Raw genomic sequence first — 18,046 nt, forward strand, 5'->3', positions numbered from 1 at the left:
ACTTGTTTGTTTGGTCGGGTTGTCTCGTTCCCTAGACAGGCTTTCCCGGGCGAATCCCATCCCGCTCTGTACACCCGAAATGCAGAGGATTCACGTGAAGACGTCCGCGACGTGTCGACCTATTCGTCGACCAATATTCACCGGCCCCACCCAGGCCGAGCGCCGAGCGCTCCACCGCCCCTTGCTGGCGGGGTGAGCAGACGGTGACGGACCCTCAACCGCGCCTGCCCTTCGCGGGGCGCCTTCCCACCGCCCAGCCGAAGCTCGCCCTGGTGCCGGCACCGGCGCTGAAGAACCCAGTCAGCGTCGACGCGAAGTCGTCCGGCCTGGTCTGGGCCAAACAGTTTCGGATGAAACTCCTGATGAGCGACGTGGGCATCGTCACGACCGCGGTCGCGACGGCCCTGATCGTCAGGTTCGGCGGTGAGGGTGCCCAAGCATCCGTCGGCGGATATCGGGCCGACTACTGGTTGGTCGCCCTGCTCATCATGCTCAGCTGGATCGCGACCCTGGGGGTCTTCCACACTCGGGACTCCCGCGTCATCGGGATCGGGGCCACCGAGTACAAACAGGTGATCAACGCGAGCGCGATCACGTTTGGCCTCCTCGCAATCGGTTTCCTGGCATTCCAGGTCGACGTCGCACGCGGCTTCTTCGTGCTCGCACTCCCCCTCGGCATGTGCGGCCTTGTGCTGGAACGCTGGCTCTGGCGCCGGTGGTTGCTGCGCCAGAGGCTTTTCGGCCACTACCTCGCGCGAGTCATCGTGGTCGGAAATCGAGCCGACGTCGAATACGTGGTCGGCCAGATTGAGAATGCCGGCGCCACCTACTACGTGGTGGGGGTGGCACTCGCGAGCGACTCGAAGTCCCCGGTGAAAACCGAAAGCCGAACGATTCCGGTGGTTTCCGACCCGGCACACGTCGCCATCGCGGCCGCCGATCTTGCCGTCGATACCGTGATCGTCGCCGGCCAGCCCAGCTGGGGGAGCGAGTACATCCGCACCCTCGGCTGGCAGTTGGAGGGGACATCCGCAGACCTGGTGCTGTCCAACCAACTCACGGATGTCGCCGGTCCGCGCATCCATTTCCGGCCGGTCGAAGGCTTGCCCCTGATCCACGTTGAGATCCCACAATTCGAGGGGACAAAGCACGTCCTCAAACGCTTCCTGGACATCGGCGTGTCCGGGATCGCACTCCTTGTCTTCTGGCCGCTCCTGGTGGCCATCGCGATTGCGGTGAAGCTCGACTCCCCGGGTCCCGTCCTCTTCCACCAGGAGCGGTGCGGGCGCAATGAGCGCACCTTTCAAATGGTCAAATTCCGCTCCATGGTGCAGACGGCCGAGGACGACCTGGCAGGCCTGCTCGATCAGAACGAGGCATCCGGAGCGCTCTTCAAGATTCGCAATGATCCGCGCATCACCCGGGTGGGACGTGTGCTCCGCAAGTACTCGCTCGACGAGCTTCCCCAGCTCTGGAACATCCTGGTCGGGAACATGAGCCTCGTGGGTCCGCGACCGCCGCTTCCGGTGGAGGTCGAAGCCTACGAGATCCACGTGCACCGGCGTCTATATATCAAGCCGGGTCTGACGGGGATGTGGCAGATCAACGGCCGGTCGAATCTGAGCTGGGAGGACAGCGTGCGGCTCGACCTCTACTACGTCGAGAACTGGTCGCTGGCCGGTGACCTGATCATCATCTGGCGCACCTTCAAAACCGTCATGCGCCCGGTGGGTGCGTACTGATGAAGAATGCGAAAAACCGATCAACGGAGGAATCACCGTGACAAGGACAGTCGGCTACGCTGGCGGGGCTTTCGACCTCTTCCACATCGGTCACCTCAACATCCTTAGAAACGCGAAGAGCCAATGCGACTATTTGATCGCCGGCGTGATGTCTGACGAGATGCTCCTGGTGACCAAGGGTTCACTACCCGTCGTGCCGTTGGCCGAGAGGCTTGAGATCGTTCGCCACATCGCCTTTGTCAATGAAGCGGTAGCTGAAATCGCCGACAACAAGATGGATACCTGGCGCTCTCTTCGCTTTGACGTCTATTTCAAAGGCGACGACTGGAAGGGCACCGAGAAAGGTCGCCGTCTTGAGCGCCAATTCGCCGAGGTGGGCGTAGAAGTCATCTTTTTCCCGTACACCATCTCGACCTCGAGCACGGCCCTTCGCCTTGCGCTGACGGCCATGTCCACCAACGCGCCCGACAACCAACCGGTTCATGACTTCAGCAACAGCGAGCGATAGGACAACCATGATTCCGAAACGGGCACTCATCACCGGTGTAACCGGCCAGGACGGCTCCTACCTGGCCGAGTTCCTCCTGTCGATGGGCTACGAGGTGCACGGACTCAAACGCCGCTCATCGCAGCTCAACACACAGCGAATCGATCACATTTATCAGGATCCGCACGAGCGCAACGCGCGCTTCTTCCTCCATTTCGGGGATCTCTCCGACTCATCGAACCTCACCCGCATCATTCAGGAGGTGCAGCCGGACGAGATCTACAACCTGGGTGCACAATCCCATGTGGCCGTGAGCTTCGAAATGCCCGAATACACCGCTGACATCGATGCCCTAGGCACCCTGCGCCTGCTTGAGGCGGTGCGATTGCTGGGAATGACGGACCGGGTGAGGTTCTACCAGGCCTCGACATCTGAACTGTACGGACTGGTCAGGGAGACACCCCAGAGTGAGATCACGCCCTTCCATCCCCGTTCTCCGTATGCGGTCGCCAAGCTGTACGCCTACTGGATGACCGTGAATTACCGAGAGTCTTACGGGATGTACGCCTGCAACGGGATTCTTTTCAATCACGAATCCCCGCGTCGCGGTGAGACGTTCGTGACTAGGAAAATCACTCGGGCCCTCGCTAACATCGCCCAGGGTCTCGAGTCCGGCCTGTTCCTCGGAAACCTAAACTCTCTCCGCGACTGGGGCCATGCACGCGACTACGTTCGGCTCCAATGGATGATGCTCCAGCAGGACGCACCGGAAGACTTCGTGATCGCCACGGGAGTCCAATATTCTGTGCGCGAATTCGTCGAATGGTCGGCGAGCGAGCTCGGCATCACCTTGAGATTCGAGGGTGAGGGCCTGAATGAGATCGGCATCGTCGACAGCGTCGTCGGAGAACTCTCCCCTGCCGTTCGCCCGGGAGACGTCATCGTGCGAGTCGATCCCCGGTACTTCAGGCCAGCCGAAGTCGACACTCTGCTCGGCGACTCGACACGCGCGCGCCTGAAGCTTGGCTGGCTGCCGGAGATCAGCGTGCGGGAGATGTGCGCGGAGATGGTCGCCTCCGACCTGATGATCGCGCAGAAAACCGCCCTCCTGAAAAGTCACGGTTTTCCCTCCCTCGTGTCCCTGGAAAGCTGGTGAACCGCAACACCGGCGCTGCTGTCTACGTCGCGGGACACAACGGGATGGTGGGCTCGGCGATCGTGCGCAGACTCACGTCGTTGGGTTACGTCAACATCGTGACCGCCAGTCATTCGGAACTCGACCTCGTCGACCAGCGAGCCGTTCGGGCCTTCTTCGAGGGCAATCACATCGATCAGGCCTATCTCGCTGCCGCGAAAGTCGGCGGGATTGAAGCCAACGACTCCTCGCCGGCGGATTTCATCTACGACAACCTCCTGATCGAGGCCAACATCATCAAGTCCGCGCACGACTTCGGCGTTCCGAGGCTCCTATTCCTCGGCTCGTCCTGCATCTATCCCAAGTTTGCCCACCAACCGATGGCCGAAGACGCGCTCCTGACCGGCACGCTCGAAGCCACCAACGAACCGTACGCCATCGCCAAGATCGCCGGAATCAAACTGTGCGAGAGCTTCAATCGCCAGTACGGGCGGGACTACCGAAGCGTGATGCCCACGAATCTCTATGGTCCCGGAGACAACTATCACGCATCCTTCAGCCATGTCATCCCCGGTTTACTCAGGCGTTTCCACGACGCACGAGAAGGCGGGGAGGATAAGGTCGTCATCTGGGGCAGCGGCAGCCCGCGACGGGAATTCCTTCATGTAGACGATATGGCGGCGGCCAGCGTGCACATCATGGAACTGGACCGGGAGGTGTACCAGGCCAGCACTACGCCGATGCTGTCGCACGTCAACGTCGGGACCGGCTCTGACTGCAGCATCAACGACCTGGCATCGGCGGTCGCCAAAGTCACCCGCTTCACCGGCCGTCTGACCTTCGACAACAGCAAGCCCGATGGTGCTCCTCGCAAGTTGATGGACGTTACCCGCATCCAGGCGCTGGGCTGGAAGCCGACGATCGATCTCGAGGACGGCCTCGAAGACGCTTACGCCTGGTTTGTTTCCCATCAAGCAGATTTTCGCGGGCGGTGAGCGGGCAGATGAGGGTCACCATCATTGGACTCAACTATTCCCCCGAGCCGACCGGCATCGCCGTCTACACCGCTGGGCTCTCGGAAGCACTGGCCGCGACCGGTCACCCGGTCACTGTGATCACCGGCAATCCGCATTACCCGCAATGGCGGATCTACGACGGCTACGACGGCCACAACCGCGTACACGGGCGCGAGCATGCGCACGAAAGAATCAGAGGTGTCAATGTCACCAGGGCCCCTCACGGTGTGCCGTCGAAACCGCGCCTGTGGAACCGCCTGGGTATGGAACTCAGCTTCGGGATTCGGGCAGTGTTCAGCAAGTGGGACAAGCCCGACGTCGCCGTGCTGGTTACACCAGCCTTATTCTCCGTGGGCGCGGCAATGCTGCGCGCGCGCCTGGTCCATACCAACACCTGTATTTGGGTGCAGGACATTTATAGCCTCGGAGTGTCCGAGAGTGGAACAGGGGGCCGCCTGGCCACCTGGTTGCTCCGCGGGATCGAGCGGTCCATCCTCCGCAGTGCGAACACAGTCGTCGTGATCCACGAGCGGTTCAAGCGCTATCTGGTTGAGGAGCTGGCCATCGACGCCGACTCCGTAGAGGTCATTCGCAATTGGTGTCACACCGACTACCCGAACGGCCACCGTCGGGAAGATGTGCGCACCACTCGAGGCTGGAAATCGGATGATATCGTCGTTCTCCACGCGGGGAACATGGGTGCCAAACAGGCTCTCGAGAACGTTGTCCACGCTTCAGAGATCGCAGAGAAGCGGGGATCGAGAGTGAGATTCGTTCTCCTCGGCGACGGAAACAAGCGGCATCAACTCGAAGCCATGGGCGGAAACCGCCGTCTCGAATTCATCGATCCCCTACCCGAAGAAGCGTTCCAGGCGACCCTCTCAGCCGCAGACATCCTGCTCGTCAATGAGCGGCCTGGCTTGACGGAAATGTGCGTACCGAGCAAACTCACGACGTACTTCAACACGGGGTTACCCGTCATCGCGGCAACTGATGAATCCAGTGTCACCGCCGATGAGCTGGCGTTGGCCGGCGGCGGAATCAGAATCAACGCCGCGGTCCCCGGCGACCTTGTGGACGCGGCCGAGATGCTCGGTGGCGATGCGGAGTCTTCGGCCGCGTACGGGGCGGCCGGGCGGAAGTTCTCGGCCGACTTCCTGTCCTCAGACGCTGCAATCGGCCGGATTCGGCGAATTCTGGAGAAGGGAGCCGTTGACGGCGGTGTCGAGAGAAATCGGTTGGCGAGGCCGATTCTGACCGGGGCGACGGATGCAATCGAACCGAAGTGAAGCGGAAATGGACAGCCCGGAACGAATGGACATCAACTGACGAGGATTGACCTGAATTCGACCGGCGGTCCATCCTGGTAGTTCTTGCATAGCCAGAAATAGCCTCCCCGGTAGCTCGCATCATCGATGTCCATCGACCAGCCGTCACCGTCAAGTCGCAGGATCCGAATACTGTTTGCGAGGACTTCGATCTGGAGACGCACCCACTCCGAAGCCCGTGGTGGGGCGGTCAGCACCGCTCTCAATCGCGTGCCCTCGGTCGTCCCCGCGACCCGGCTGAATAATTCAAGGGAGCCGTTCGCCCGGAGAATCATGTGGTACCCGGACACATCGCTGGCCACCCTGACTCGGTAAGGGCGGTCGTCGGCGGCACCGAAGGCGAGCCCGGCGTGCTGCTCCTCCCTTGGAAGCGATTCCGGCCAACGGAGCTCGCACGTGATCCGGTATGATCCGGGACCCACCGGGCACATTGAGCCCATCAAGTAGCTCTGCACGTCCCGGTGGTCCAGTGCCACGGATGCGGCGCCCGCGTCGATCAGGGGCTGCACCAGAGTGCCCTCGTCAATGGTCCAGGGCAGGTCGCCGGCGGCCCGCAGCCCGGTTCCGAAGGCGTCACCCTGACTCCCAGCGGTCGTCCCGGTCACGTAGGGCAGATTAGAGCACATCATCCCGGCCACGCCGAGGTCGCTCATCCGGTCACGCATCGAGCGATAGTGCACCTCCCACGCGATAACCGGTTTGCCGAAGCCCACCAACACGGCCACCTGCACATCCGTCGCCCTGTGTGACACCCCGAGCAAATCGAAACGAGGCGCGAGTTCATTTGCACGCTCGAAAAGTTCCGGAGTGAAGTATCCCCAGGTTGTGTAACCGTGCCCGTCGACCAGTGTGTATTGCGTTGCACCTGCCCATTGTTTCCAGACGAAATGCTCCGTGGAGTGCGAGTAGCTGTCCATGACCTTGAGCAGGGCTTCCGTATTCGTGCCTTGCTTGTCTTCGAGAAAGATCACGTGCGTTGTGGCGAAGGCATCCAGTACGTCGGCGAGCAACGGCAGCGGCTCCCGTTCTGCCGCAGGGCCGAGCCAGGCTCTCGCGTCGCTGCGAAGTTGCGACAGTTCCTCCCAGGTGACTTCCGCGATCGGGAGGTCGACACCCGTCATCCGCTTGGTCGTCAGATCGTGATGGCACACCAACACGCCGTCTGAGGTGGCGCTGACCGAGACTTCGATCGCTTTGGCCCCGCTGTCGATCACGCGGCTGTACGAATCGAAGCTGTGCTCGACCCAGTTGTCTCCGGAGCCACGGTGAGCTATGTAGAACGGTGTCGTTCCGAGGAGATCTCCGATTGCATATCGTGCCGCAGCAGTCGGGAGTACGGAGACCGGGGGAGCGGGCGTGGCTTGGCAAGCCGACAGCAGCAGTGTTGAGGCGCCGGCCAGGAGGAACTGTCTTCGGTTTATTGGCGGCAGGAACGGAGCGCGGCTGATGTCAGCCGTGCTCTGCACGTCGGTACCGCTGGACATTCAGCTCGCTGTGTAGGTCAGGGTGAGCAGCGGGCGATAGGTGACGTTGGTGCTGTTGGTCGACCACAGCCGGAGGTTGTCCGGGCCGGCACTGACCAGCGCGACGGACACCGTAGAACCAGAGAGAGCGCTCAGCTGCCCCGCATCGAGCGGGACCGAGTAAGCCGTGTTCGTCGCCGATGCGCCGGTGAGACTCCCCAGATCCGCTCCCAGACCGGTGGGTCGGTTGTTCCAGTTCACCGTGCCCTCTGTCCAATTCCCACTCAGCAGCTTAAATGTCTGGGCATCCACCGAGGCGGCGGTCGAGTCGGTCGAGGTTCGAATCCGCAGGGTCGCCCCGCTGAGCACAGTGCCCACCGGCGCAGCCGGGACTGCAAACTTTAGGTACGACTCGATCAGCGACGTGCCCGCCCCCCGGGACGACAACTGGTTACTGGACCCGAAGTTGGTCGTGGGAAGCACCTGGTACGTCGTCGAGTCTTCGCTGGCACCGGTCGTAAGGACCACCGGTCCCACAGGGGCAGCCTGAACCGTCGCCTCCGCGGCACCAGAGGCGGCACTCACATTGCCGGCGGCATCACGCGCCACCACCTTGTAGAAGTAAACCCCCGCAGCCAGACCGGGATCCGAATACGACGCACCCGAGACATCCGCGATCTTGCTTGACGCATCAGCGACGAGCTCGGCCGTAGTCCCTCGGTACACCGAGTAACCCGTCACCGTGACATTGTCTGTCGACGCCGTCCAGGCCACCGAAACCGCACTCCCCGACACCGACGCCGTCAGACCAGTCGGAACGCTTGGTGCGACAGTGTCGGGGGTCGCCACCGTCGCGGGAACCGACGCGGAAGCCGGACTGGCGTTGCCTCTGGCGTCGTAGGCGATCACGACGTAATGATACGTACCGTCGGCGAGCCCAGGATCCGTATAGGACGAAGCTGTCACGTCGGCGATCTTGTTGGTGGCGTCAGCGACGAAGCCGGATGCAGACCCGCGGTGCACCGCGTAGCCGGTGACGCCGACATTGTCTGTTGACGGAATCCAGGCCAACGCGACGGAGCCGTTTGAGACGGTTGACGTCAGGCCGGAGGGAGCGCTCGGCGCCATGACGTCGGGAGCGGTGTTGGAGCCCAGCTCATAGTGAGCCGCGACGGCCGCCGCGCTCAGGGCCGACGGATAGACCGCCATCTCGTCGAGCGTGCCCGCAAAGTAGGGACTCGCGGGCTGCGAGGGCCAGCTGTTGAGGTTGCCACCACCGGCACGCCAGTAGCCGTCAAACGCCTGGTTGAAGTTGGTAGGGTTCGAGCCGACCTCTGTGCCATCCAGGTAGAGCTTCATCCCATCGGGTCCCTGCGTGCCCACTACGTGATGCCAGGCGTTGTTGTTGAATCCCGCCGGCGATTCGATGAGTTGGAAGCCCCCGACGTACACGCCGAAGATGATGCTCCCGGAATTGGTCATGTAGATCTGCTTGTCGTAATTCGAACCCTGCCCGGTTGCGACGTTCTCAAAGCCGACGATCTTCCCGCCGGATGCCGTGTCCGTCTTGAACCAAGCTTCCGTGGAGAACTGGGCAACCGATGAGCGTGCGGTCTTGGTCGCAATGCCGCCGTCCTGAGTTCCGCTGGTCTGCACGGCAGTCCCGACCTTGATCGCCTTCGGCTGCTGCAGCTGGACTGCAGCGCCGTAATCTCCTTCGCTCTGGGCGTCAGACGATGAGTCTTTCGCCGTGCTTCCAGAGGTTTCGTCGAGGCGCCAGTACACATCAGGCTCGTCCGTGTAGATCCTGGCTCCATACGCGTCTGTCGGGGTCGGCGGAACGGCGAGGGTTCCCCCAGCGAGAGTGTAGTGCTGGGCGATCTGCGCGGCGCTCAGGGCGGATGCATAGACCGCGGTGTCGTCTATCTGGCCGCCGAAGAAAGCGCTAGACGGCTGGCTGGGCCAGCCATTCAGGTTGTCGCCACCGACATGCCAGTTACCGCTGTATTGCTGGCTGGTGCTGGTGGCGTTCTGGCCCACCCGGACGCCGTCCACGAACAACTTCATCCCGGACCCGCTCTGGGTTGCCACGATGTGGTGCCACTTATCATCATTGTACGACGAGGCCGTCTTGATCGTTTCGGTGCGACCGATGTAGACACCGAAGGTCAGGCGACCCTGGTTATCCATGTAGATGTGTTTATCGTAATTCCCGCTCAGGTTCGTGTTGCCAGTCCCGGTGCTCGGCCGACCATCCCCGAATCCGATGATCTTCCCCCCTTGGGTGGATGTCGTCTTGATCCAGGTTTCGATCGAGTAAGTGGTGGGTGCCGGTTTCTGCTGGTCGCTCCAGATGTAGCCATCAGTCCCATTGAACGTAGCGGAGGTGTTGGTGTCACCGACGATCGCGCCAGGCGCCCGGTAGGTGACGCCGTTCTTGTATAGGCCGTTCAGGCCGGTGACCGTCGCACCGGACTTGTCCTGTGCCCAGGGACCGGAAACCTCATCCAGACGCCAATACAGCCTGGCTCCGTCCTGGATCACCTGAGTGGGATAGTCAACCCCCTTGGTGACGGCGCGGGCTGCTACTGACGCCGACAGCGGACTGGTGTTGACCCCGTCATTCGCCGTCACCCGGTAGGTGTAATTCGTGCCCGCGGCGACATTCGTGTCAACGACGGTCACCTGGGGACGGGTCCACCACAGGGAACTGGCAGAGCCGGTCCAGATTGGGGTCGCTCCGCCGTTCCGGTAGACGTTGTACGTCAAGGCACTGTCGTCAGGGTCGACCACGGTGCGGAAGCGAATCTGATTGGCGCCCGAAGTGAGCGCCTCGGCTGCAACGACCGGGGTGGGCGGCGCACCGACGTCATCCGGACCGAAGCGTGTGAGTCCCTGTTGGACTACGCCGTTGATGACAGTGAACTCACCGCCGTACCAGAGGTACTTCTTTCCCGTTGTGGCGCCGGTGGCAATGGTGAGAGCACGCGGGCCGATTCCTTCGCCCGTACCGTCATTGGAAGTCGGGAACCAGCCCAGCAAAGCCGCGTCCGAGGTGTTCTGTGCCATCAAAAACATCCGTCTCCCGTCAGGAAAGGCGTTGTTCGATGAGCAGTCGTGCGCGTGACTCGCGGAATACAGGGTGCCCTGGTATTCGAGCACCGCCTGCGTTGCGCCCAGGCAGTTGTCCCGCCAAGTCTGGTCGAGTGTGCTCCAATTGACGGCGAAGCGACCGTCGAAGACTCCGCCCCCCGTTCCTTCGTTGCCCCCGTAGAACGCCGTGCCGTCCGACCACAAGGTCTTGGTCACCGAGGTACGCGGGATGAAGCCGAGAGGGTAATTACGCACGTTTGCGCCGGTGGTCGCATCGACGACCGCGATGGAGTGGGAATCCTGGTCATTGACCGTGAAAAAGTCCCCACCGATGGCTACCCTGCTGCGGTCGGGAGAGACGGCCACGGCCCGCCCGACAGTGTCAGCCGCCGGGGCCCAGGGCAGAAGCGCGCCCGACGTCGCGTCCACCGCTGCAAAGCGCTTGCGCGCCTGGCCGCCGACGGTCTGGAACTCCCCAGCCAGGTACAGGGTGGACGAGGTGGCAGCCATGCCGCGGACGAGGGAAGACACCCCCGCCACCCGGAACGGCTTGACGGTGCAGGCGACCGGGTCGATCGCGGCTACCCGCGCGGCGTTCACCCCGCCGACGGAGGAGAAATTGCCCCCGATGTAGATGGTGTTGCCGTCGGGTGAGGCAACCACCGACCGCACGGTCGGCGTGGCCCCATTAAGGGTCATGGCGAACTGACAGCTGTCAGGGGCTCCTGTCTCCGCGTTGAAAATCGCAAGCGTTCCCTGGTTCCTCGGCACTCCCGCACCGCCGCTGGGCGGCCTGATCTCAGAAAATGTTCCGCCCGCCACGACTTTTCCGTGCACCGTTCCGACTCCGTAGACAACGCCGTTCGTCTGCCAGGTCGACAGGTTGTCCGCACTGAAGGCGACGCCGCCGGAGAGCGCCGACGCCGGTTGTGGCACGGGACTCGCTATGACGAGTCCGGCCACGACAGCCACGGTCGTTAAAATTGCGGCAAGCTTACGCATAGCTACCTATCCCTCGGGTGAACAGCCTCATCGCCGAAAAGCTCTGATGACCGCGAATGAACTATGGAATCCAGCCTCACGCGGCCTTGGAGCGCTTTGGGTAAGAAAGCATTGCTCACGTTTAGCGAAAAGTGGGATCGGCGGAAACGTACGCCCTGTGCGCCACACCCGCAATGCCCCGGAGGAGTGACGTCCGACGAGGGGCTAACATGTGCCGAGGACGGGGCACGCTGCCCACGCTCAATCAATCCGAGGATGGCCCGTGATGACACAGTTTCGTGAAGCTCACGCACAGCTTGCGAGTGCGCAGAAGGCACAGACCGGGGTGTCGCTGTACACGCGATACGTCAATCGACCGTTGGGGCGCGTGCTGGCCTCGGTGTGTTTTGGGCTCAGGATGACGCCCAATCAGGTGACCGGGCTGTCGGCCCTTGCGACCGGGGCGGGTCTTGTTCTCCTAATCAGCGGAGAACCAAGCCCGATCCGAGCCGTCGGCGTTGCGGTCCTCCTCGTTCTCGGCTTTGCGCTGGATTCGGCAGACGGTCAGGTCGCGCGCCTGACCGGCCGAGGTTCCCCCGCAGGCGAGTGGCTCGACCACGTCGTGGACGCCGGCAAGATCGTCGCCGTCCACGCAGCGATCCTCATCACGGCGTACCGCTTCTGGTCCACGGAGCCGATCTGGTATCTCGTGCCCCTCGCATTCCAGGTCGTGTCCGTTGTCACCTTCGTGGGTGGCCTGCTGACTGAGCTGCTCCTGCGCCGTTCAGCCAACGCAACCTCCACGACCTCGGCCATCGGCGAGGGCGGGGCTCGTCGCCCCTCGAGAGCCAGGGCCATTGCTCTGCTGCCGGCCGACTACGGGATCCTCTCGCTCAGCTTCATCCTCACTGGCTGGCCCGGTGCTTTCGTGGTGGTCTACAGCCTTCTCTTGGCCGCCAACGCGCTGATCATGGCGTTACTGCTCGGCAAATGGTTCCGGGCACTGTCTGCCCGCGGCTAAAGCGCGTCTTCCACCGTTTCTCCCGTAGCCGGGATGAAGACCCGACTGGTTCCCGTGGTCGAACGCTCGAACCACTCACCGTCGATCGGCCCGCGGAGCGCGGCCGGAACACCCGCCCATAGTCCGGGCAACCCGCCCGATCTCGCACGGGCGAGCACCGATCCTCCCGCCAGGACCGACCGATCCGGCAAGATAGCGCCGCCGAAGAGCAGACAGCGCGCTCCGACGAAACTCCGGGCTCCAATTCGCACCGGATATGCCGCCTGAGCATTTCGTCGAACGTCGATGCTGTGCGTCACAATCTTGGTTTCGTGCCCGGCGACACTGGAGTACTCGCCGATCACTATGGAGCCGGAGCAATCGAACTGATGCCGGCTCGTAATTTTTGAATGAGGCCCCATTTCCAGTGCCGCGCCGTCCGGGTAGAGCCGCTTGTACACGGGGTGGGATGAAAAAACGTTCAAGCGGCCGATGGTTGCGTGATCACCGATTGACACCCGGCGCATGTTCTTGAGCAGGTTCCATCGGCCTATCCGGCTGTTCGCTCCCATCGAGACCTGTGTGACCCGAAGGACGAGACAGGATCGCGCCATTGCGGTCGGATGAATGTCGTGGCCGATCGAGCGAAGGAGCCGGTTCTTAGCCGTGCTCGCCGGCAGCGCCCAAGCCAGCGCCCTCATCGCGTCTTTGATCTGACTCAAGAGCCGCTCACCCCGATTTCCGGAACCATTGTCACGTCGAGCGCATCCTCGCTGCGCTGGGCGATTGCGCGGCGCATGCCCATGAGTTCAAGCAGAAGCCTGAGCGAAAGCCCAGCGAAGATACCACAGAGCGCCCCCTCTGCCCCCCAGGACACGGCTCCGATCGCGACGCAGGGTAGACCGACCAGAGTTCCGATGGCCGTCGCCCCGGTCACCACATCGAGTCTGCGCAATGCCGCCAGGCAGGCCTTGCTGACGACCGCCTCGATCAGGCTCACTCCGGTGATCAGCGCCATCAGTATCAAGGTGACAAAGGACGGTTTGATCTGGCCGCCGCCGAGCCAACGCACCAGTTCCGGGGCTACGGCCAGCATGAGACCGGCGAGCGCAACCGCGAACACCACGGCGGCGACCAGCCCCGTCCTGACTCGGCGGACGAGGTCCTGCCTTCGAGCTTTGGGCACCCAGCCCTGGAGGATCGTGACGAATGGGCCGAGTCCCACGATCACCTGGCGCTGCACCTTCTCGACAACGGCGTAAACCGGCTGCGCGCCCGGGGCGATCAACGACACAATGACAATCGGGGTCGAGGTATACAGCGAGGAAAGCACGGTCGAGGTGACACCCAGCCGCTGCGAAGAAAGCACCATCCCTATCCGCCTGCGCGGAAGCGACCGGAGTCGACGGAGTCTCCACGGTTGCAGGATCCATATGGTGGAGGCCACGAATGCCGTCACCATACCGATCAGCTGCCAGAGCACACCCACGAGAGCACTCGACCCGTGAGTCATGTAGAAAATGCCGATGCCGGTCCCGAGAACCCGCGGGACGGTTTCGAAAACCAAGAGTCGGTACGGTTGCATGAGACCGACGAACCACCAGTTCGCGGTCAGTCCCACGGTCGCCGTGGACAGGGCACCGACTCCGGCGAAGATGGCGTAGTCGCGACCGACACCCCAGGCCACCGAAAATACAAGAAGGCCGACGGGCACAATGATCAGCAGCTTGCAGATAACCGACTCCGCATATGCGGTGAGTCGCATGTTCGCGTCTGCCCTCGCCACGGAGGCCGGCCCGGAGAGACCCCAGCCGTAAGCCACGATAACCGCACCCACGCCGCCGATGGACTGGCCTGCCGCAATCATTCCCCACGCTGCCGCGCCGCTTGCCATGACCATTGAGGGGATGACCGCAAGCGAGACGACAGCCAGGAGCACCATCGAAATCGAGTATCCGACGATGGTGTTCATGCTGGCGCGAACGCGCCTCAGCCGTCTACCCCTCGGCGCACCTGCCTTCATCGGACCCTCATCTCGCCTGCCCACGCTCAGTTCGACGGGGTTGCATGCGAACAAGCTAGCAGCAACATGGTTCAACGGGATATCTAGCCGCTGATCGGTTGTCTGCGTACACTGACCGTCATGTCAGTCAGCGACGCGAGACCACCGATGGCCCAACCGTCAGGTCTCCCTCGCCGGAACCTGGCCGGATTCTCCGGCGCAGGCTACGAACGGGGGCGGAATTCGCTCTGGCAGATCGCCTGGCTTCTCCTCTCCGGACTCGTTGTTGTCCGGTGGTGGTGCCCGCCCCGTCTCCGCGTGGCGCTCCTTCGGCTTTTCGGCGCCACGATCGGTGACAATGTTTTGATCCGCCATCGCGTGCGCATCCACTGGCCATGGAAACTGGTCGTCGGTGACAACTCGTGGATCGGTGAAGAGGTCTGGATTCTGAATCTCGAGCCGGTGATCATTGGCAGTGACGTGTGCATTTCCCAGGGTGTCATGCTGTGCACGGGCAGCCATGACCGCACCTCGCAGACATTCGAATTCGACAATGCGCCGATTATCGTGGAAGACGGCGCCTGGATCGCGGCCAGGGCAACAGTTCTCCGAGGAAGCCGGATCGGCCATGACAGCGTTATCGGCGCGACGGCTCTGGTCTCTGGGAAGGTGCCCGCCGGCGCGTTCCTGCGCGCGCCGCGCGCGGAACGACCGGAACACACACAGAACCGGGACCAGACCTGAATGCGTGTGCTCTCCATCGTGACGCTCGTCAGTCCCAACGGTGAGTATGGAGGTCCCGTTCGCGTCGCGTTGAACCAGGCCAAAGCCCTCCGTGAAGCAGGCCACGACGTAGTGGTAGCCGGCGGCGCCCGCGGATTCGGCGAAGCGGCCCCCCATGAATTCGACGGGGTGCCGCTCCGTCTGTTCCCCGCCCGAACGATCATCCCAGGTATCGGTTTCGCCGGCCTGTGCGCACCCGCCCTGCAGCACTGGCTCAAGCAGGCCGCGCGCTCGTTCGACGTTGTGCACATTCATGCCGCCCGTGACCTCGTCACGCTCCCTGCGGCGCGCTGGTTGCGCAAGGCCGGGATACCGTACGTGGTGCAGACTCACGGAATGATCGACCCTTCAGACAGTCCATTGGCGATTCCTCTGGACGCGTTCGTCACCCGACCGGCTCTGAGGGGGGCGAAGGTGGTGTTCTACCTCACCGACCAGGAACGGAATGATCTCAGTGCCGTTGCGGGCACGGCGCTCAATCTGAAGCATCTCGCCAATGGCGTACCGGCGCCGGGGAGCGCGAACGGTCCCGCTGCGGGCACGGAAGTTCTCTATCTAGCCCGACTCGCCCGCCGGAAACGCCCGCAGCTCTTCGTGAAAATGGCGCTCGCACTCGCTGATGAATTCCCGACGGTGTCGTTCACCCTGGTCGGTCCCGATGAGGGAGAGGGGCCAGCGGTACAGCGCCTCATCGACGCGGCCGATAGTAAAGGCATACTGTCCTGGGAGGGACCCCTGGCCCCGGGTGCAACCAACGAACGGTTGTCGCGGGCCGCCGTATACGTTCTGCCTTCCATCGATGAACCGTATCCGATGTCAGTTCTCGAAGCCATGTCACTCGGCGTGCCGGTGGTCATCACGGATAGCTGCGGACTCGCTCCGGCGGTCACTGAGATCGGATGCGGAATTGTGGTGGATGACACTCTCGAGGCTCTCGTCGGCGCCGTTGCAACGGTTCTACGCGACGACGTTCTGACTCACAGCATGGGCCGCGCCGGCGCGCTGGCTAGCCGGAACCGGTTCGGGATGCAGGCGATCGCTGAAGCTCTGGCCACTTCGTACCGCTGAGCGAGTCACTTCTGGGGGGCCTGCCCGACTGTCGGACGAAAAGCAGACACGCCAACGCGACCGCCACCACTCCCGTCGCCTGGAGCAGTGAACCGCGCAAGAGAATTGTCATATAGACCGGAAAGATCGCGCCGACAATGGCCCAATAGCCCGCGGCATTGAACGCGGGGAGAAGTCGACTGTCCATGACACGCAGGGAGTAGCCCAGCAGGAGAAAACCCACGATAAGGACGCTGATACCTCCATTGACCAGGAATTCCGCCCAGAGCGGGGCAGAGAGGTTCTGAAAACTGTAGCCGCGATATTGGGCGAGCAGAATTCCCGTGTCCACAGGCTTGTCCGGCCAGACGCCTCGGGGCACCCAGAAGAGAACACTGCCGAGCGCCTGGCGCCCCGGCTCAATCAGCCCGTCAAGACCGTACGAAAATGCGTTGGCGACTTGCCAGAATGCGTCATAGTCAGGGTTCCCCTCGTACTCCCCGAAGAAACCGTTGCGCACCAAGTTGACTTCCGGGCGCCGGAAGGCATCCGCCAGAGGGAACAGAAAAATCAATCCGACGAGTGCTGCAGTCAGGGTCGCTCGAACACGCGCGACGGTGAGCAGGGCTCCCGCGAAAACGGCGAGGGCGAAGAGGACAGTGCCCAGGCTGTAGCGTGCACTGCTGACCGGATTCACGACGGTGAGAAGGAGTGCAATCCCGACAACGATCAGGCCGCGATAGGCCATCGACAGCGGCCCCGTCGTCCTCCGCCTCAGCTGCACGAGCGCACCGATGCCCACCAACAACGGATAGATAGCACCGGCGTACATGATCGAGCGCACCGCGGGATCCGTCCACGCCGCTGAACGCGCGGCAAAGGCTTGATCCCTGCTACCGAAAAGCGATCCCGCACCGACCCTGGAGATGAAATACAAGCTGAGTACGATGCCCGCGCCGACGAGCACCAGGGTCGGCCAGGTTCGCACCTGGGTCACCACCCGAACGGGGGCACTCCCCCGTTCTCGAATCCCGGTCGTCAGCTTGCTGCGCTCATGCCCGTAGGCACCCAATCGCCCGATTTCATAGCAGGCGACGCCGAGACAGACCAAGGCGGCCGTGGGGAGCTCGAGCGACTCGTCGATACCTTGCGTCGTCCGCGAGATGAGACCACTTCGGATCTGGACGGTTGGAGCAATCCCCATGAAGACGTAGACGAACATCCAGAAGAAGAAGTCGAACAGCATCGGACGGCCGACAACGATGATGAGGGCGAGTCGCAGACCCGCCCACACGACGAGGATCAGAGTCAGAATCCACGCCTGTCCTCTGCCGACGTCTGGCACCTGTACCAGGAGAGCCAGCGGCACGACAGCGGCAAGGATTGCACCGAGAACGGTGACCCCGAGGACGGTGCGAAAAGTCGTTGCCGACCCCGACGTCCCGACGGTTGCGCCGGGTCCAGGTTCCGTCACGAAAGCGCAGTTTTCACACGAACTGCAATTGCGGCATGACCTGCTTCGTTCACACTGACACCGTCACTTGCGACCATCGATGGATCGAGAACATTCGGTTCGAGCAGACTAACGTACGTGGCGCCGACGCGCGCCGCGGCGGCGCGAACCTCACTGTCCAATTCGGCTGCCCGACTATCGTCCATACCGTTGAGCGCCGCCGGGCCGACTACGACCAGAGTAGCATCGGGCACTCCGACGCGCAGGGCGGCAAGTGCGGCATTGATGGTTGCCACTGCTTCAGGCAGATCCACATTCGTGCCGGCCCGCTCCGCCGCCACCACGACGACGGAGGGATTCAGGCCGACGGTCTTGGCCACCAAGTCCTGGTAGCTCGGACACGGCGAGGGCCCACAGGTTCCGGGTGTGACTCCAAACGCGATGTCACCTTCTTTTGTCGCGAGATTGACCTCTTGCCAGCCCTTGTCTGCAGCGAGCCCAGTCGACCAACGGGTG

At 62.7% G+C, this 18,046-nt stretch carries 14 protein-coding genes; 8 read left to right on the forward strand and 6 right to left on the reverse strand.

Annotated features, from left to right (window positions below; translation table 11 throughout):
* Positions 1-203 precede the first annotated feature (203 nt).
* The 5 genes from E3N86_RS04915 to E3N86_RS04935 are packed head-to-tail and all read left to right on the forward strand — an operon-like array spanning position 204 to position 5,669.
* Positions 204-1,742 (forward strand): sugar transferase, encoded by a 1,539-nt coding sequence (locus tag E3N86_RS04915; RefSeq protein WP_233191492.1) that lies wholly within the window; start codon positions 204-206, stop codon positions 1,740-1,742.
* Positions 1,743-1,779: 37 nt separating this feature from the next.
* Positions 1,780-2,250, forward strand: a complete 471-nt coding sequence (locus tag E3N86_RS04920; protein ID WP_104102482.1) for an adenylyltransferase/cytidyltransferase family protein — start codon at positions 1,780-1,782, stop codon at positions 2,248-2,250.
* Positions 2,251-2,260: 10 nt separating this feature from the next.
* Positions 2,261-3,385 carry a GDP-mannose 4,6-dehydratase gene (gene gmd / locus E3N86_RS04925; protein WP_241976914.1) on the forward strand — a complete coding sequence of 375 codons (1,125 nt, stop codon included), beginning with the start codon at positions 2,261-2,263 and terminating at the stop codon, positions 3,383-3,385.
* The gene (locus E3N86_RS04930) at positions 3,382-4,359 is read left to right on the forward strand and encodes a GDP-L-fucose synthase (protein ID WP_104102488.1); all 978 of its coding nucleotides are present in this window, start codon (positions 3,382-3,384) and stop codon (positions 4,357-4,359) included. Before gmd ends, E3N86_RS04930 begins: the two co-directional genes overlap by 4 nt.
* 8 nt (positions 4,360-4,367) lie before the next feature.
* Positions 4,368-5,669, forward strand: a complete 1,302-nt coding sequence (locus E3N86_RS04935; RefSeq protein ID WP_134343213.1) for a glycosyltransferase — start codon at positions 4,368-4,370, stop codon at positions 5,667-5,669.
* A gap of 32 nt (positions 5,670-5,701) precedes the next feature.
* Here E3N86_RS04935 and E3N86_RS04940 read toward each other — a convergent pair whose 3' ends face one another.
* Together E3N86_RS04940 and E3N86_RS04945 are read right to left on the reverse strand one after the other, a co-directional pair.
* The gene (locus E3N86_RS04940; RefSeq protein ID WP_134372750.1) at positions 5,702-7,192 is read right to left on the reverse strand and encodes a glycerophosphodiester phosphodiesterase family protein; all 1,491 of its coding nucleotides are present in this window, start codon (positions 7,190-7,192) and stop codon (positions 5,702-5,704) included.
* Complete coding sequence (locus E3N86_RS04945; protein ID WP_134511475.1) at positions 7,193-11,266, reverse strand: LamG-like jellyroll fold domain-containing protein; 4,074 nt, start codon at positions 11,264-11,266, stop codon at positions 7,193-7,195.
* Positions 11,267-11,663: 397 nt separating this feature from the next.
* Between E3N86_RS04945 and E3N86_RS04950 the strand changes: the two genes are divergently transcribed.
* On the forward strand, positions 11,664-12,266 hold the full coding sequence (locus E3N86_RS04950; RefSeq protein WP_241976903.1) for a CDP-alcohol phosphatidyltransferase family protein: 603 nt from the start codon (positions 11,664-11,666) through the stop codon (positions 12,264-12,266).
* Here the strand turns inward: E3N86_RS04950 and E3N86_RS04955 are convergent.
* Together E3N86_RS04955 and E3N86_RS04960 are read right to left on the reverse strand one after the other, a co-directional pair.
* Entirely contained in the window at positions 12,263-12,967 is a 705-nt protein-coding gene (locus E3N86_RS04955) for a DapH/DapD/GlmU-related protein (protein WP_104102499.1), read from the reverse strand. The two genes, E3N86_RS04950 and E3N86_RS04955, sit on opposite strands and share 4 nt — an antisense overlap.
* A complete protein-coding gene (locus E3N86_RS04960) occupies positions 12,964-14,217 on the reverse strand; it encodes a hypothetical protein (protein WP_134420393.1) in 1,254 nt (417 codons plus the stop codon). The genes E3N86_RS04955 and E3N86_RS04960 overlap by 4 nt, the downstream gene beginning before the upstream one ends.
* A 348-nt stretch (positions 14,218-14,565) precedes the next feature.
* Here E3N86_RS04960 and E3N86_RS04965 point away from each other — a divergent pair, with 348 nt between their 5' ends.
* Positions 14,566-14,991, forward strand: coding sequence for a DapH/DapD/GlmU-related protein (locus tag E3N86_RS04965; protein ID WP_241977410.1), 426 nt, complete (start codon positions 14,566-14,568; stop codon positions 14,989-14,991).
* Positions 14,992-16,098, forward strand: a complete 1,107-nt coding sequence (locus E3N86_RS04970; protein ID WP_134372759.1) for a glycosyltransferase — start codon at positions 14,992-14,994, stop codon at positions 16,096-16,098. It abuts the gene before it with no gap.
* Here the strand turns inward: E3N86_RS04970 and E3N86_RS04975 are convergent.
* Positions 16,037-17,446 carry a hypothetical protein gene (locus E3N86_RS04975; RefSeq protein WP_134511476.1) on the reverse strand — a complete coding sequence of 470 codons (1,410 nt, stop codon included), beginning with the start codon at positions 17,444-17,446 and terminating at the stop codon, positions 16,037-16,039. The two genes, E3N86_RS04970 and E3N86_RS04975, sit on opposite strands and share 62 nt — an antisense overlap.
* Before the next feature lie 101 nt (positions 17,447-17,547).
* Positions 17,548-17,910 (reverse strand): hypothetical protein, encoded by a 363-nt coding sequence (locus E3N86_RS04980; RefSeq protein WP_104102512.1) that lies wholly within the window; start codon positions 17,908-17,910, stop codon positions 17,548-17,550.
* Positions 17,911-18,046: the final 136 nt, after the last annotated feature.

Source organism: Cryobacterium sp. Hz7, from assembly GCF_004402815.1.
GTDB classification, from domain to species: domain Bacteria; phylum Actinomycetota; class Actinomycetes; order Actinomycetales; family Microbacteriaceae; genus Cryobacterium; species Cryobacterium sandaracinum.